Genomic DNA, 15,618 nt, shown 5'->3' with positions numbered 1-15,618 from the left:
TGAAGCGGAAAAAGAGACAAACCTCATAAAACCCTGGAATCAAACTGCGTGAGATTATTTGCACAAATCGGCTGGTACTTCCGCCGGGAGTGGCGCCGCTACCTGGGCGCGGTGGTATTGCTTATCGTCATCGCCATCCTGCAACTGCTGCCGCCTAAACTGGTCGGCATCATCGTGGACGGCGTCACCGAAAAACAGATGTCTACCGGCGTGCTGTTGGCCTGGCTCGGGCTGATGATCGGCACTGCGATCGTCGTTTACCTGCTGCGCTATGTGTGGCGGGTGCTGCTGTTCGGCGCTTCCTACCAGCTGGCGGTCGAGCTGCGCGAAAACTTTTACCGTCAGCTCAGTCGGCAGAACCCGGCGTTCTACCTGCGCCACCGCACCGGCGATCTGATGGCGCGCGCCACCAACGACGTGGATCGCGTGGTGTTCGCCGCCGGTGAAGGCGTGCTGACGCTGGTGGATTCGCTGGTGATGGGGTTGGTGGTGCTGGTGGTCATGAGCACCCAAATCAGCTGGCAGCTGACGGTGTTGGCGTTAATCCCGATGCCGCTGATGGCGATCGCCATCAAATATTACGGCGATCAGCTGCACCAGCGCTTTAAATCGGCGCAGGCGGCGTTTTCCAGCCTCAACGATCAGGCGCAGGAAAGCATGACCAGCATCCGCATGATCAAGGCCTTCGGGCTGGAAGATCACCAATCCAACCGCTTCGCCGACGTCGCGGCGCAGACCGGCGCCAAGAACATGCACGTGGCGCGGGTGGATGCGCGCTTCGATCCGACCATTTATATCGCCATCGGCGCCTCTAACCTGCTGGCCATCGGCGGCGGCAGCTGGATGGTGGTGAACGGTTCGCTGACGCTCGGGCAACTGACCAGCTTTGTGATGTACCTCGGCCTGATGATCTGGCCGATGCTGGCGCTGGCCTGGATGTTCAACATCGTCGAGCGCGGCAGCGCGGCCTACAGCCGTATCCGCAGCCTGCTCGACGAGGCGCCGGCGGTGCAGGATGGCCCGCAGGCGTTGCCGGCCGGGCGCGGCGTGCTGGAGGTGGATATCCGCGCGTTCCACTACCCGGAAAACCCGCACCCGGCGCTGCATGACGTGGCGCTGACGTTGAAGCCGGGGCAGATGCTGGGGCTGTGCGGGCCGACCGGGGCCGGTAAGTCGACATTACTGTCGCTGATCCAGCGTCAGTTCGACGTCGACCAAGGGCAGATCCGCTATCACGGCCTGCCGCTTCCGCAGGTCAGGCTCGACGACTGGCGTTCGCGGCTGTCGGTGGTGAGCCAGACGCCGTTCCTGTTCTCCGATACCGTGGCGAACAACATCGCGCTGGGCCAGCCGGGGGCGACGCAGGCGCAGATTGAACAGGCGGCGCGGCTGGCCAGCGTCCATGAGGACATTCTGCGGCTGCCGCAGGGCTATGACACCGAAGTGGGCGAACGCGGCGTGATGCTGTCGGGCGGCCAGAAACAGCGCATCTCCATCGCGCGCGCGTTGCTGCTGGATGCGGAGATCCTGATCCTCGACGATGCGTTGTCGGCGGTGGACGGCCGTACCGAGCACCAGATCCTGCACAACCTGCGCAGCTGGGGGCAAGATCGCACGGTGATCATCAGCGCGCACCGGCTGTCGGCATTGACCGAAGCCAGCGAAATCCTGGTGATGCAGCACGGCGGCGTGGCGCAGCGCGGCGATCCGGCGGCGCTGGCGGCGCAGCCGGGCTGGTATCGCGATATGTACCGTTATCAGCAGCTGGAAGCGGCGCTGGACGAAGCGCCGGAAAACGGCGAGGAGGCGTTGGCCGATGAATAAAGTGCAAAAGCTGTGGCCGACGCTGAAGCGGCTGCTGGCCTACGGCTCGCCGTACCGCAAACCGCTGGGGGTGGCGGTGCTGATGCTGTGGGTGGCGGCGGCGGCGGAAGTCGCCGGGCCGATCCTGGTCAGCTATTTTATCGATAATTACGTCGCCAAAGGGCAACTGCCGCTGATGATTGTCGGCGGGCTGGCGGCGGCCTACATTCTGCTGGAGCTGCTGGCGGCGGCGCTGCACTACTTCCAGGCGCTGCTGTTCAACCAGGCGGCGGTAGGCGTGGTGCAGCGGCTGCGTACCGACGTGATGGACGCCGCGCTGCGCCAGCCGCTCAGCGCCTTCGACACGCAACCGGTCGGGCAATTGATCTCGCGCGTCACCAACGACACCGAAGTGATCAAGGATCTGTACGTGATGGTGGTCTCCACGGTGCTGAAAAGCGCCGCGCTGATCGGCGCTATGCTGGTGGCGATGTTCAGCCTCGACTGGCGCATGGCGTTAGTGGCTATCTGCATCTTCCCGGCGGTGTTCGTGGTGATGGGCATCTATCAATATTACAGCACGCCGATTGTGCGCCGGGTGCGCAGTTATCTGGCGGACATCAACGACGGTTTCAACGAAGTGATCAACGGCATGGGCGTGATCCAGCAATTCCGCCAGCAGGTGAGGTTCGGCGAGCGCATGAGCGCCGCCAGCCAATCGCACTATCTCGCGCGCATGCAGACGCTGCGGCTCGACGGTTTTCTGCTGCGGCCGCTGCTCAGTCTGTTTTCGGCGCTGGTGCTGTGCGGTTTGCTGATGTTGTTCGGCTTCAGCGGCGAAGGCGTGATTGGCGTCGGCGTGCTCTATGCCTTCATCAACTACCTGGGGCGTTTGAACGAACCGCTGATCGAGTTGACGTCACAACAGTCGATCCTGCAGCAGGCGGTGGTGGCCGGCGAACGTATTTTCGAACTGATGGATCGCAGCCAGCAAAGCTACGGCGCAGACGATCGTCCGTTGGCCGGCGGCAGCATCGACATCACCGATCTGAGCTTCGCCTACCGTGCGGATAAAAAGGTGCTGCAGCATATTTCGCTGGCGGTGCCCTCACGCGGCTTCGTGGCGCTGGTCGGCCATACCGGCAGCGGCAAGAGCACGCTGGCTAACCTGCTGATGGGCTATTACCCGGTCAGCGAAGGGGAAGTGCGTCTCGACGGCCGTCCGCTCTCCAGCCTGTCGCACCGCACGCTGCGCCAGGGCGTGGCGATGGTGCAACAGGATCCGGTGGTGATCGCCGATTCGGTGCTGGCCAACGTGACGCTGGGGCGCAACATCGATGAAGAAGCCGTCTGGCGGGCGCTGGAAACGGTGCAGCTGGCGAGTCTGGTGCGCGGCTTCCCGCAGGGTATCCATACCCGGCTGGGGGAGCAGGGCAATAACCTGTCGGTCGGGCAGAAACAGCTGCTGGCGATGGCGCGGGTATTGGTGCAGGCGCCGCAGATCCTGATCCTCGACGAGGCGACCGCCAACATCGACTCGGGCACCGAGCAGGCTATCCAGCGGGCGCTGCGCGTGATCCGCGAGCACACCACGCTGGTGGTGATCGCTCACCGCCTCTCGACGATCGTCGATGCCGATTCCATTCTGGTGCTGCATCGCGGCCAGGCGGTGGAGCAGGGCAACCATCAACAGCTGCTGGCGCAGCAGGGGCGCTACTACCAGATGTATCAGCTGCAGCTGGCGGGCGAGCAGTTGGCGGAAGCGGTGCGCGACGAGAGCCAACCCGCCTGATCCCACGGGCCGCGATCGCGGCCCTTATTTTTCCCAACGCACCACAAGCAGGCAACTCCGCCAGGCTACGCCCCCTTTCTGCACTTTTTCGACGCGACGCGCACCAAATCAGTGCGCATTATTTAACCCATTCAAGGTATCGGTACTGCACCGCGCCGCGGCGGCGCCCGCGTGCCCGCTAATCCGCTGAATCGCCATGCAAAATAAAATTTGGCACAGCCCTTGCTACATATGAGGCGTACCGGGGGTGAGTTTGGGCTTAATTCGTGGAGAGGCAATATGAAGCTGGTGACCGTGGTAATCAAACCGTTCAAGCTGGAGGACGTGCGCGAGGCCTTGTCCTCCGTGGGCATTCAGGGGTTGACCGTAACCGAAGTGAAGGGCTTTGGCCGCCAGAAAGGGCACGCCGAGCTATATCGCGGCGCCGAATATAACGTCAACTTCCTGCCCAAGGTCAAAATCGATATCGCCATCGCCGACGATCAGTTGGATGAAGTGGTTGATGTCATTAGCAAAGCCGCCTACACCGGCAAAATCGGCGACGGCAAAATTTTCGTTGCCGAATTGCAACGCGTGATCCGTATTCGCACCGGCGAAACCGACGAATCGGCACTGTAACCGCGAACTCAGTTAAGTGATGGGGATGATTGATAATGAAAAGACTGTTATCCATGTTGGGCCTGAGTTCGGTAACAATGGTTCCTTCTTTGGCCCTGGCCGCCCCGGCGGTCGCCGATAAGGCCGACAACGCCTTTATGATGATCTGCACCGCGTTGGTGCTGTTCATGACGCTGCCCGGCATTGCGCTGTTTTACGGCGGCCTGTTGCGCGGCAAAAACGTGCTGTCGATGCTGACGCAGGTCACCGTCACCTTCGCGCTGGTCTGCGTGCTGTGGGTGCTGTATGGCTACAGCCTAGCGTTCAGCGAAGGCAATGCGGTGTTCGGCGGATTCCAGACGGCGATGCTGAAAGGCATCGGCATCGACAGCGTCACCGGCAGCATCAGCCAGATGATCCACGTCGCTTTCCAGGCCTCCTTCGCCTGCATTACCGTGGCGCTGGTGGTGGGGGGCTTCGCCGAACGCATTCGCTTCTCGGCGGTGCTGATCTTCGCGATCCTGTGGTTCACCCTGTCTTACCTGCCGATCGCGCACATGGTGTGGGGCGGTGGCTATCTGGCTACCGACGGCGCGCTGGACTTCGCCGGCGGCACCGTGGTGCACATCAACGCCGCCAGCGCCGGGCTGATCGGCGCCTATCTGCTCGGCAAACGCGCCGGCTTCGGTAAAGAGGCGTTCAAACCGCATAACCTGCCGATGGTGTTTACCGGCGCCTCCATCTTGTATATCGGCTGGTTCGGCTTTAACGCCGGTTCCGCCAGCGCGGCTAACGGCATTGCGGCCTTGGCATTCCTGAACACTGTGGTGGCTACTGCGGGCGCCATTCTGTCCTGGACCTTTGCCGAGTGGGTGCTGCGCGGCAAGCCTTCGTTGCTGGGCGCCTGCTCCGGCATGATCGCCGGGCTGGTTGCCGTTACGCCGGCGGCGGGCACCGTGGGCGTGGGCGGCGCGTTGATCATCGGCCTGGTGGGGGGCGTCGCCGGCCTGTGGGGCGTAGTGACGTTGAAGAAATGGCTGAAAGTGGACGACACCTGCGACGTGTTCGGCGTGCACGGCGTGTGCGGCATCGTCGGCTGTCTGCTGACCGGCGTGTTCACCGCTTCTTCCCTCGGCGGCACCGGCTATGCCGAAGGGGTGACGATGGGGCATCAGGTGTGGATCCAGCTGCTGAGCGTCGTGATTACGCTGGTGTGGTCAAGCGTCGCCGCCTTTATCGCCTTCAAGATCGCGGGCGCGATGGTGGGGCTGAGAGTGCCGGAAGAGCAGGAGCGCGAAGGGTTGGACGTCAACAGCCACGGCGAGAGCGCCTACAACCAGTAAGACTCGAAGCAGGGCAGTGCGCTAAATACGAAAATAATGATGAAGCAAAAAGGGGCGATGGAAACATCGCCCCTTTCTTTATGCCGCAAATCAGGCGTCGCGTTGGCGAATCACCCCTTCCTGTACGGTGGTGGCGACCAGCACGCCGTCGCGGGTGTAGATCTGGCCGCGCACAAAGCCGCGTGCGCCGGAGGCGGAGGAGCTTTCCACCGCGTACAGCAGCCAATCATCCATGCGGAACGGGCGGTGGAACCACATCGAATGGTCAATGGTGGCCACCTGCATGCCCGGCTCGAGGAAGCCGACGCCGTGCGGCTGCAGAGCCGTCGGCAGGAAGTTAAAGTCCGATGCGTAGCCCAGCAGATATTGGTGGATGCGCGCATCGTCCGGCATGCTGCCGTTGGCGCGGAACCACACGTAGCGATGCGGTTCTTCCACGCTGCCCTTCAACGGGTTGTGGAATTTCACCGGGCGCATTTCGATCGGTTTCTGACCGATAAATTTTTCGCGTACTTTGGTCGGCAGCATCGGCGCCAGCTTCTGAGCAATCTCTGATTCGGACAGCAGCCCTTCCGGCGGCGGCACGTCCGGCATCTGGTTCTGGTGCTCGAAACCTTCTTCCGGGCTCTGGAAGGAGGCGGTCATATAGAAGATAGGTTTGCCGTGCTGGATGGCGCTGACGCGACGGGCGCTGAAGCTGTTGCCGTCGCGCAGGGTTTCCACGTCGTAAACGATCGGCTTGCTGCTGTCGCCCGGGCGCAGGAAGTAGCTGTGGAACGAGTGCACGCTGCGCTCGTCCGGCACCGTCTGTTTGGCGGCGTACAGCGCCTGGCCGACCACTTGCCCGCCGAACACCTGGCGCAGCCCCAGATCTTCGCTTTGGCCGCGGAACAGCCCTTCTTCGATTTTCTCCAGATCCAACAGATCGAGGAGGTTTTGCAATGCCTGGCTCATAAAATTGTTACCTTTCTAATAATCATTTTGCGCAGTGTGCGGAATATCACGGCGCGGCGTCAATATCTTGCGTTAAAGGGCCGATGAGAATGCTCTTAATAGTGAGCGCATTGGGCTGGCTAAGTGATTAATAGGCGGGGCAAAGTGGATTTATCAGTGTTTTGTGCTAAGTTTAATGAGTGAGGTGGTGAAAGCCACCAACGTGTTGATAATAAAAAAGGAGACCGATCCATGAAACTCTGGCAAATCGTAGGCGGTGCCGCAGCACTGACGATCACGCTGGCAGGATGCGCGCAAAAGAGTGCTGATGTGCCTACACCGGCGGCCGGCAACCCGGCGGCTGCGCAAACGCAGATTCAGGGGCCGGCGGTGACAGGTTCGGTTAATATACGTCAGCGCATTGCGCTGCCGCCGGACGCCGTACTGACTGTCACCCTCTCTGATGCCTCGCTGGCGGATGCGCCGTCCAAAGTGATTGCACAGCGCGCGATACGTACCGAAGGGCAACAAGCGCCGTTCAACTTTACGCTGCCGTACAACCCGTCTGATATCCAACCGAATGCGCGCATCATTCTGAGCGCGGCGGTGACGGTCAACGGGCGACTGATGTTCATTACCGACACGATCCAGGAAGTGGTTAACCGCAACGGCACCCGCGCCGACCTGCTGCTGGTTCCGGTGCAGGGCGTGCCGATGCAGGCTGCGCCAAGCGCGATGCAGTAATTCTGCTGCGGTACGGCAAGACCCAATCAACAGCCTTTGCGCTTCGGCCAAAGGCTGTTTTGTTTTACCAGCGCCAGCCGTAGCGATCGAAATCGACCGTGCTGTGCGGGCCGAAAATAATCCCCTCCGCCAGCAATGCCTGCCGTTGCCGTTGAAAATCCTCCCCCTGTTGCGAGATTTGCCCGTGCCGGTTGATTACGCGGTGCCACGGCAGCGTGCTGCCTTCCGGCAAACGCCGCAGCACACCGCCGACCTGACGCGCGGCGCGCGGCGAACCGGCCAGACGGGCGACTTCACCGTAGGTGGTGACTTTGCCGTACGGAATAGCGGCCACGATATGGAATACCCGCTGGCTGAAAGAGGCGTCTTCTGGTTGCATGTTGCAGTTCCTGCGCGAGTCAAAACCCAGGCGGAGAGTGTGCCACAATGCAGGTGGGCAAGAAAACAGCGGTTGGCCCGGGTTGGCTTGCTATTTGATGGGGCATCGCCGATAATGCCCACCGCTTCGGAGTACAGAAGCCGTCAATGGGGGCCCTGTTGGTTCTCCCGCAACACTAACTTGTGAACTCGGTCAGGTCCGGAAGGAAGCAGCCGCAGCAGGTGACGTGTGTGCCGGGATGTAGCTGGCAGGGTCCCCACCCATTTGCGTCCCGCAAAACGCTCTTCCCCATTATTCATCAAGTCGATACGCTGAACAGGCGTTACTTGCGCACCTCGCGATCGCGAAGCGTGTCCTCTGCACCGTTTTAGCCTTTATCCCCCTGATAGAAATGTATTGTTGCCAACAGATCCGATGACGGCGAAAAAATAACGCGTATACCGCCATTTGTGGGACAAATAAGGATGGAGAGATGGGGAAAATTCTTAAAGTTGCGCACCTGTTGGGATGACGTTAGTATTGTTTTTTCTCTGTGCGAAAAAACTATCCGCGCTTAGCGGCGGTCGTCGAACTGGCTCAATAAGTTTAAATAATAACCCGTGTGCGCTGTCAGGCTAAACATGATTTATATCATTGATAAAGATATTACATTTAATACTGAAAACGGTTCATTGAAAAGTTTAAAGAAGGGACGGGAAGTTTTCTTATCCAGCGTCAATGCCAGAGTATTCAAATGCTTGCTTGAACACGGCCATGAGACGGTGAGCCGCGAGACGCTGTTGCAGCAGGTTTGGACCGATCACGGCTTGAGCGCCTCTTCCGCGACGTTAAATCAATATATCAGCCTGACCCGACGCGCATTGACGTCTGTCGGTTTCAACGAGCGCCTCATCGTTACCCTATCCAAAAAGGGGTATAGACTTAATCGAATAATACCTGTCGACCGACTGCGGATTGATTTACCCGAGCCCCCTCAGCTTGCCGATGCCGCGGTGACGTTGGCGTCACCTGCCGCAACGACAAAAAACACCCATCACTATTTTTTTATTCTGCTGCGCAGTTTATCGATCGTCGTACCCTTATCTTTTCTGGCGCTGTGCTTCATCTATTACAAGCACCATCGCGACAGTGAAAAGAAGCAGGTATTGTCCTACGTCGGCACGGTGAACGGTTGCCCGATCTACTATGCCGGCCATTTTTTGGCGAATCACCAGGACGGCTACTTGCAGTTTCTGGTCAGGAAAGATTTGTATGGCCGACATTGTCGATCCGGCGAGGTCGTCATTACCAAGGTTAACCGTTCTCAAAATGCCAATGAAGACAGCGGACGCCAGTTTATCGCCAAATGCACGAAGGACAGTGCGGCTGTTTTGCATAACTGTGAGAGCGAGTACATTCGGGCATGGAAAAAAAGTTAAATATTCTGTCAGCCACGCTGGTCGGCCTGTGCGTGTTGACCGGCAGCGTGATGTATTCCCTGATACGCAGCCATCATGACTTCAGTGATTTTTCCTGCGAAGCGAACGCCACGTTCAATTATTTCAATTCACTGGACGCGCAGGCGGCCCATAACGACATTCAGCTGTCGCTGAAAATAAACTACATCTTTTTGTCCGGCGATAAGGGCGTGATGGTCCTGTCGGGGTTAGCCAACGACGGTGAAAAGAAATACTTCGTCAATCGGCGGGTTAACTTCAGCTATGTTTCGCAGGGGAGTTTTTATCGCTTTCAGTACGGCGAGGTCAACTATTCGCCGCGTGATACCTTACCGGAAGAGATTTATACCTACTTTTTCAGCAATGAGTCGACGTTTTATCATATTCGCAGCATTGATAAAAACACGTTGATGTTTAGCAATGCCTATTCGCCGATGTTCTTATGCAATATTGAATCCTGACGTTTACTTTATTGCCCCTCCGATAAAGATGTATTTTATTTGCCGTTTATAGCGTTCCGCCGTCTTTTTAGCGCACAACTAATAACATGAGTTATTATCGGTCATTGTCTATTTTTCGCATCACTAATCGAATTTAATGGCGGTTCACTTATTTTATAAATTCCTCTATCACCATGTTTTTAAATGATTTAATGGCTTTAGGTTTGTGTTGTTTTGTTAGATTAATTTTATATTGTTTATTTTAAATAAATAAGTTGCATGAATATTTTTAACATGATTAATTGAGCCGGCTCTTAACACGGTGAATCACTTATTTGCGTTGAAAATGCATCTGCCGCATGCGTGCAAAGGTAATGGCACAGGGAGCCTTTGGACTTCATTAAACTGATAGGCGAGAGATGGACATACATAGCATTGCCCTGAACGAGACTCTGTTGGAAAATGAGTTGGTGATCTTAAACAACAATGAAAAGACGCTGTTATTTAAAAAAGAGAATGTGCTCATCGAAATGACCGAATTGCAGCGGCGTTTCATGCTGTGCCTGTTGAGTGGCATCTATAAGAAAAATGACATTATTCGCGCAGTCTGGTTCTGCAACCATGAGACCATCAGCGACAATAACTATTATCAAATGATATTCCAATGCCGCGCTTTGCTCTCCCGCCACGGTATTCCGGGCGAGGTGATCAAAACCATTCCCCGATTTGGCGTGATGCTGAGTTTCCAGGCCTGCGAACGCGCGAATACGCGGGAGCAATGCTTGGCACCGGCGGCTAATAAACAGCGGCGAACGTGGCTGGACGCCGTGAATTATAAAGTGGCGCTGGCCATCACGCTGCTGTTTTCCGTGGCGATGGTGTTGGGCATTTCCGCTTAGCGTTGGCGCCGTTGAATAACCGGGGGGCCAGTGAGCAAGCGGTTGATAGACTTTTTTATTCTACTTTTCTTCCTGGTTAATTTGACGTTCATGCTTTCTCAGGTGTGGCGAATGATAACCGTGAATAACGAACCCGTTGAGCCGCACCTTGAAAGTGGGCGTGAGCAAGTGCGCCATGGCGTCTTTCCCCAGGAAGATGACATCGAGAAAATTAACGACGCACACTGGTTTGGCCGCTATCAGGCGGCGAAAAGCGGCGAAAAGGCGCGCGGGTATAAGGTCGGCGAGTGGGCGATCGGCGCCGAGCTGCTGGCTAACGCGCCGGAGGCCGCGGCGCTCGGCAAGATAACCGGTCTGCTGTTCAGTGATAACGCCGAAAAAAGCCTGGTTATCGTGGAACATGGCGGTAAGCAAACCGGGTATGGCGTTGGCGATCGGCTGGTCGGCAGCAATGCCGTTATCGTGCGGATATTAAAAAACAAAATACTGCTCGATGAAAACGGTTATTACGCCGCGCTGACGTTTAAAGAGTAGCCGGCGCGCCGCTTCGGCGTGGGGTGTTTTACAGCATAAGGCAACACTGTGATGACGCATTTTATTTTTCGTTCCCGCGCAGGCTGGAGCGCCGGTTTATGGCGCGCGTTAGCGGCGGTGGCCGTCATGATTGCCCTGGGGGGCCTGGCGCGTGCGGAGCAATTCTCCGCCAATTTCAAAGGCACGGACATTCAGGAATTTATCAATACGGTCAGTAAAAACCTGAGCAAGACCATCATTATCGATCCGGCGGTGAAAGGTAAGGTTACGGTGCGCAGCTACGAACAGCTCGACGAGAAGCAATATTACCAGTTCTTTCTCAATGTGCTGGACGTCTACGGCTATACGGTCATCGGCATGCCCAACAATGTCCTGAAGGTGATCGCCGCCAAAGAGGGAAAAAGAGCCGCGCTGTCGCAAAGCGGCGGCGAGGCGATCGCCGAAGGGGATGAAGTGGTGATGCGCGTGGTGCCGCTGCGCAATATCGCGGCCAAAGACGTTTCGCCGATCTTGCGCCAGCTTAACGACAGCATCGGCGTGGGCAGCGTGGCGCATTACGAGCAGGGCAATGCGCTGTTGATCACCGGCCGAGCCGGGGTGGTCAACGGCCTGCTCGACCTTGTGAGGGAGATGGATCAGGACGACGGCAATCAGGTCGAGACCTTCGCGCTGAAGCATGCGGCGGCGCCGGAGATCGCGCGGATGGTGAACGAACTGTTTCGTGAAGAGGGCAAACGGCGTATGACCGGGGCAGGCTCGCTGCGGCTGGTGGCGGATGAGCGCACCAACAGCGTGATGATCGCCGGGGACGATCGGGCTCGCGAACACGCCAAAGAACTGATTGAGCAGTTGGATAACAAGAGTGTCACCCAAGGCAATACCCAGGTCATTCCGCTCAAATACGCCAAGGCGCAGAGCCTGGTCGAGGTGCTGACCGGCGTGAGCGCGGGCCTGCAAAACGAGAAAGAGAGCGCCGCCGCCAACGTGGCGCTGTTGAAAAATGTGGTGATCAAGGCCGATGAGCAGACCAATGCGCTGATCATCACCGCCGCGCCGGACGTGATGCGCGATCTGGAGGCGGTGGTCGCCAAGCTGGATGTACGGCGCGCGCAGGTGCTGGTCGAAGCGGTGATCGTCGAAGTGCAGGATGGTCAGGGGCTGAACATCGGCGTGCAGTGGGCCAACAAATACGGCGGCGGCACGCAGTTCGCCGGCCAGGCGCCCGGCATCTCGGCGGGGTTCGAAAACGGCATGAGCGATGTGTTCGGCAAGGCCAACGGCCTAATGACCGGTTTCTACAGCGGCAACTGGGGCGTATTGCTGTCCGCCATCGCCAGCAACAACCAAAACAATATCCTGGCTACGCCGAGCATCGTTACGCTCGATAACGCCGAGGCGGAGTTCAGCGTCGGGCAGGATGTGCCGATCCTCACCGGTTCGCAAACCACCAACAGCGATAACGTCTTCAATACCGTGTCGCGCAAAACGGTGGGCATCAAGCTCAAGGTCAAACCGCAGATCAATCAGGGCCAGTCCGTGCTGATGCAGATCGAGCAGGAGGTCTCCAGCGTTGCCGACAGCGCCGGCGCCACGCCGGATTCGCTGGGGGCGACCTTCAATATCCGCACGGTCAACAATACGGTGCTGGTGGACAGCGGTGAGACCGTGGTGGTGGGCGGGCTGCTGGACAAGTCCAACTCGGAGCTGGAGAGCAGCGTGCCGATCCTGGGCAAGATCCCGCTGGTGGGGGCGCTGTTTCGCTCGAACGCCACCAAAGCGAGCAAGCGTAATTTGATGCTGTTTATCCGCCCGACCATCATTCGCAGCTCCGAGGGGTATGCCCGGCAGAGCCAGCGCAAGTTAGGCAAGTTCGACGCCGAGCAGCAGGACGATCGTGAGCTGAATAACGCACTACGCAGCGAGATCGCCGGCGATAAGAAGGCGGTCGACAATCGGGCGTTCCTCGCCACCGTCGCGCGTATCGAGGCGTTTTATTCGCGCGGAGCGCGCCCGTGAAGCCCCGTTCTGCGGGGCCGCGGCTGCCTTTTGGCTGGGCGCGGCAGCATGGCGTGCTGGCCGTCGACGGCCAGAGCGGCATCCAACTGTATTGTCATCCCGAGACCCGCCACGCCGCATTGATGGAGGCGTACCGCTGCCTGCCCGGTGAGCCGACGCTGGCCCGGCTGGACACGGAGGCCTTTGAACAACGGCTGGTGGCGCACTATCAGCGGGAAAGCGGCCAGGCGCAGAAAATGATCGACGATCTGGGCGGCGAACTGGATTTCTATGCGTTGGCGGAAGAGCTGCCGCAGCAGCAAGACCTGTTGGATGAACAGGACGATGCGCCGATTATCCGCCTGATTAACGCCTTGCTGAGTGAGGCGATCAAAGAGCGCGCCTCCGATATTCACATCGAAACCTACGAGAGCGAGCTGGTGATCCGTTTTCGCATCGACGGCGCGCTGCGCCGCATTCTGGCGCCACAGCGCAAGCTGGCGGCGCTGCTGGTGTCGCGCATCAAGGTCATGTCGAAGCTGGATATCGCCGAGAAGCGCGTGCCGCAGGATGGGCGCATGGCGCTGAAGGTTGGCGGGCGGGCGATCGACGTGCGGGTGTCGGTGATGCCGGCCAGCCACGGCGAGCGCGTGGTCATGCGCCTGTTGGATAAACAGGGCGTGCGGCTCGAACTGCCCAGCCTGGGCATGGCGGCGGCGCACCAACAGGCGTTGCTGCGCCTGATCCGCCAGCCGCACGGCATTATTCTGGTCACCGGCCCGACCGGTTCGGGCAAGAGCACCACGCTTTATACCTTGCTGAACCAGATCAATGACGAACAGCGCAACATCATGACGATCGAAGATCCCGTCGAGTATGAACTGGCCGGCATCGCGCAGACGCAGGTGAACCCCAAGGTGGACATGACCTTCGCGCGCGGGCTGCGCGCGCTGCTGCGTCAGGATCCCGATGTGGTGTTGATCGGCGAGATCCGCGACGGTGAAACGGCGCAGATCGCGGTGCAGGCCTCATTGACCGGACATCTGGTGCTGTCGACCCTGCATACCAACACGGCGATCGGCGCCGTGACCCGGCTGCGGGACATGGGCGTTGAACCGTTTTTGCTTTCCAGCTCGCTGAGCGGCGTGTTGGCGCAGCGCCTGGTGCGCCGGCTTTGTCCGCACTGTCGCGAGCCTTATGCGCTGCCTGACGCGCAGCGGCGCCAACTGGGGCTGGCGTCGACGCAGGCGCTGACCTGTTGGCGCCCGATAGGATGCGAGGCCTGCGGCGGGCAGGGCTATCGCGGCCGAATCGGTTTGCATGAACTGTTGGTGCTGGATGAACCGATGCGCAGGGCAATCCACCGTAGCGACGGTGAGCTGGACATCGCCAGGCTGGCCGGGGAGCGCTATCAGCCGCTGCGCCAGGATGGGATCGCCAAAATGTGCGCCGGAGAGACCAGCCTGGAAGAAGTGTTGCGGGTGACGCGCGAAGGGGATGGCGATGAAGTTTGATTATCGCGCCTGCGATCGTGAGGGGCGCGCCCGGCGTGGCGTGTTGGAGGCGGATTCTTTGCGCCAGGCCCGCGATCGGTTGCGTGAGAAGGGGTGGCAGGTGCTGGCGATGCAGGCGCGCAAGCGATCCGCTCTTGCCGGCCTGCTCGCCGGCCGTTGGATGGGCGGCGTGAGCAGCGGCGATCTGGCGCTGCTCACCCGGCAACTGGCGACGCTGCTGTCCGCCGCGCTGCCGCTGGAAGAGGCGCTGATGGCGGTGGCGCGGCAAACGGAGAAAAAAGGCCTGCAAGCGGCGTTGACTCAGGTGAGGCAGCGCATTCTGGAGGGTTTCCCGCTGGCGCAGGCGCTGGGGCAGTATCCGCAGATTTTTGACCGTCTCTATTGCGCCATGGTGGCGGCCGGTGAGATTGCCGGCCATCTGGGGCCGGTGCTGGAACGGCTGGCTGACTATGTCGAACAGCGCCAGCACATGAAGAACAAGATCGTGCAGGCGTTGGTGTACCCGATGGTGCTGACGGCGGTGGCGATTGGCGTGGTGGCTATCTTGCTGACGGCAGTGGTACCGAAGGTGATCGAACAGTTTGTGCATATGAAGCAGACCTTGCCGCTGTCGACCCGGATGCTGCTCGGCGCCAGCGACGGATTGCGCCAATGGGGGGCGGCGGTGTTGATGGCGGCGCTGGCGGGCCTTGGCGCTTTCCGTTATCGCCTGCGGGATCCGGCGCGGCGCGCACGCTGGCATGCGTTCATCCTGCGGCTGCCGGTGGTCGGCAAGCTGTCGCTGGCGGTGAATACCGCGCGCTACGCCAAAACGCTGAGCATTTTGAACGCCAGCGCCGTGCCGTTGCTGGAGGCGATGCGCATCAGCGCCGGCGTGTTGGGCAACGAGGCTGCCCGTGAGCGCCTGCTGGCGGCGATGGAGCGGGTGCGAGAGGGGGAAGGATTGTCGCCGTCGCTTGAAGGCACCGCGCTGTTCTCGCCGATGATGCGACACATGATCATGTCCGGCGAGCGCAGCGGCGAACTGGACATGATGCTCGAACGGGCGGCGGCGATGCAGCAGGAGGCCTTCAGCCGGCAAATCACGCTGGCGCTGGGGCTGTTTGAGCCATTATTGGTGATCGCGATGGCCGGTTCGGTGCTGTTTATCATTCTGGCCATCCTGCAGCCGATATTGCAGCTCAATAATATGGTCGGCTAATCATGTCA

At 59.3% G+C, this 15,618-nt stretch carries 14 protein-coding genes and 1 other RNA gene; 13 read left to right on the top strand and 2 right to left on the bottom strand.

Annotated elements, in window-relative coordinates:
• Window positions 1–48: 48 nt before the first annotated feature.
• From smdA to amtB, 4 genes are all read left to right on the top strand, one after another.
• Window positions 49–1,824 (top strand): multidrug efflux ABC transporter permease/ATP-binding subunit SmdA, encoded by a 1,776-nt coding sequence (smdA, locus tag ITX55_RS09900; RefSeq protein WP_033642081.1) that lies wholly within the window; start codon window positions 49–51, stop codon window positions 1,822–1,824.
• On the top strand, window positions 1,817–3,595 hold the full coding sequence (gene smdB, locus ITX55_RS09895) for a multidrug efflux ABC transporter permease/ATP-binding subunit SmdB (RefSeq protein ID WP_033642082.1): 1,779 nt from the start codon (window positions 1,817–1,819) through the stop codon (window positions 3,593–3,595). The genes smdA and smdB overlap by 8 nt, the downstream gene beginning before the upstream one ends.
• Before the next feature lie 279 nt (window positions 3,596–3,874).
• On the top strand, window positions 3,875–4,213 hold the full coding sequence (gene glnK, locus ITX55_RS09890) for a P-II family nitrogen regulator (protein ID WP_004940327.1): 339 nt from the start codon (window positions 3,875–3,877) through the stop codon (window positions 4,211–4,213).
• A 35-nt stretch (window positions 4,214–4,248) separates the two neighbouring features.
• Window positions 4,249–5,535, top strand: coding sequence for an ammonium transporter AmtB (gene amtB, locus ITX55_RS09885; protein WP_033642085.1), 1,287 nt, complete (start codon window positions 4,249–4,251; stop codon window positions 5,533–5,535).
• Between the two features lie 90 nt (window positions 5,536–5,625).
• On the opposite strand, the gene tesB is transcribed toward amtB, so the two are convergent.
• Complete coding sequence (gene tesB / locus ITX55_RS09880) at window positions 5,626–6,489, bottom strand: acyl-CoA thioesterase II (protein WP_033642086.1); 864 nt, start codon at window positions 6,487–6,489, stop codon at window positions 5,626–5,628.
• A gap of 231 nt (window positions 6,490–6,720) precedes the next feature.
• Here tesB and ITX55_RS09875 point away from each other — a divergent pair, with 231 nt between their 5' ends.
• Window positions 6,721–7,212 carry a YbaY family lipoprotein gene (locus ITX55_RS09875; protein WP_033642087.1) on the top strand — a complete coding sequence of 164 codons (492 nt, stop codon included), beginning with the start codon at window positions 6,721–6,723 and terminating at the stop codon, window positions 7,210–7,212.
• A gap of 64 nt (window positions 7,213–7,276) precedes the next feature.
• On the opposite strand, the gene ITX55_RS09870 is transcribed toward ITX55_RS09875, so the two are convergent.
• Complete coding sequence (locus tag ITX55_RS09870; protein ID WP_033642088.1) at window positions 7,277–7,591, bottom strand: MGMT family protein; 315 nt, start codon at window positions 7,589–7,591, stop codon at window positions 7,277–7,279.
• Window positions 7,592–7,747: 156 nt separating this feature from the next.
• Here ITX55_RS09870 and ffs point away from each other — a divergent pair.
• From ffs to gspF, 8 genes are all read left to right on the top strand, one after another.
• Window positions 7,748–7,844: signal recognition particle sRNA small type (ffs, locus tag ITX55_RS09865), an RNA gene on the top strand.
• 367 nt (window positions 7,845–8,211) lie between these two features.
• Entirely contained in the window at window positions 8,212–9,009 is a 798-nt protein-coding gene (locus ITX55_RS09860; protein ID WP_033642089.1) for a winged helix-turn-helix domain-containing protein, read from the top strand.
• Window positions 8,994–9,488, top strand: coding sequence for a FidL-like protein (locus tag ITX55_RS09855; RefSeq protein WP_033642090.1), 495 nt, complete (start codon window positions 8,994–8,996; stop codon window positions 9,486–9,488). The genes ITX55_RS09860 and ITX55_RS09855 overlap by 16 nt, the downstream gene beginning before the upstream one ends.
• A gap of 398 nt (window positions 9,489–9,886) precedes the next feature.
• Window positions 9,887–10,366: a CadC family transcriptional regulator gene (locus ITX55_RS09850; protein ID WP_033642091.1), complete on the top strand. Its 480-nt coding sequence runs from the start codon at window positions 9,887–9,889 to the stop codon at window positions 10,364–10,366.
• Between the two features lie 30 nt (window positions 10,367–10,396).
• Entirely contained in the window at window positions 10,397–10,900 is a 504-nt protein-coding gene (locus tag ITX55_RS09845; protein ID WP_033642092.1) for a type II secretion system protein N, read from the top strand.
• A gap of 51 nt (window positions 10,901–10,951) precedes the next feature.
• The gene (gene gspD, locus ITX55_RS09840) at window positions 10,952–12,916 is read left to right on the top strand and encodes a type II secretion system secretin GspD (protein WP_080273367.1); all 1,965 of its coding nucleotides are present in this window, start codon (window positions 10,952–10,954) and stop codon (window positions 12,914–12,916) included.
• The gene (gene gspE, locus ITX55_RS09835; protein WP_033642093.1) at window positions 12,913–14,409 is read left to right on the top strand and encodes a type II secretion system ATPase GspE; all 1,497 of its coding nucleotides are present in this window, start codon (window positions 12,913–12,915) and stop codon (window positions 14,407–14,409) included. Before gspD ends, gspE begins: the two co-directional genes overlap by 4 nt.
• On the top strand, window positions 14,393–15,610 hold the full coding sequence (gspF, locus tag ITX55_RS09830) for a type II secretion system inner membrane protein GspF (RefSeq protein WP_223524168.1): 1,218 nt from the start codon (window positions 14,393–14,395) through the stop codon (window positions 15,608–15,610). Before gspE ends, gspF begins: the two co-directional genes overlap by 17 nt.
• The last annotated feature ends 8 nt before the right edge of the window (window positions 15,611–15,618 follow it).

The organism is Serratia sp. EWG9, from assembly GCF_019913725.1.
Lineage (GTDB): Bacteria > Pseudomonadota > Gammaproteobacteria > Enterobacterales > Enterobacteriaceae > Serratia > Serratia ureilytica.
Note: the sequence above shows the minus strand (reverse complement) of the source record. Positions and strands in the feature narration are given on the sequence as shown.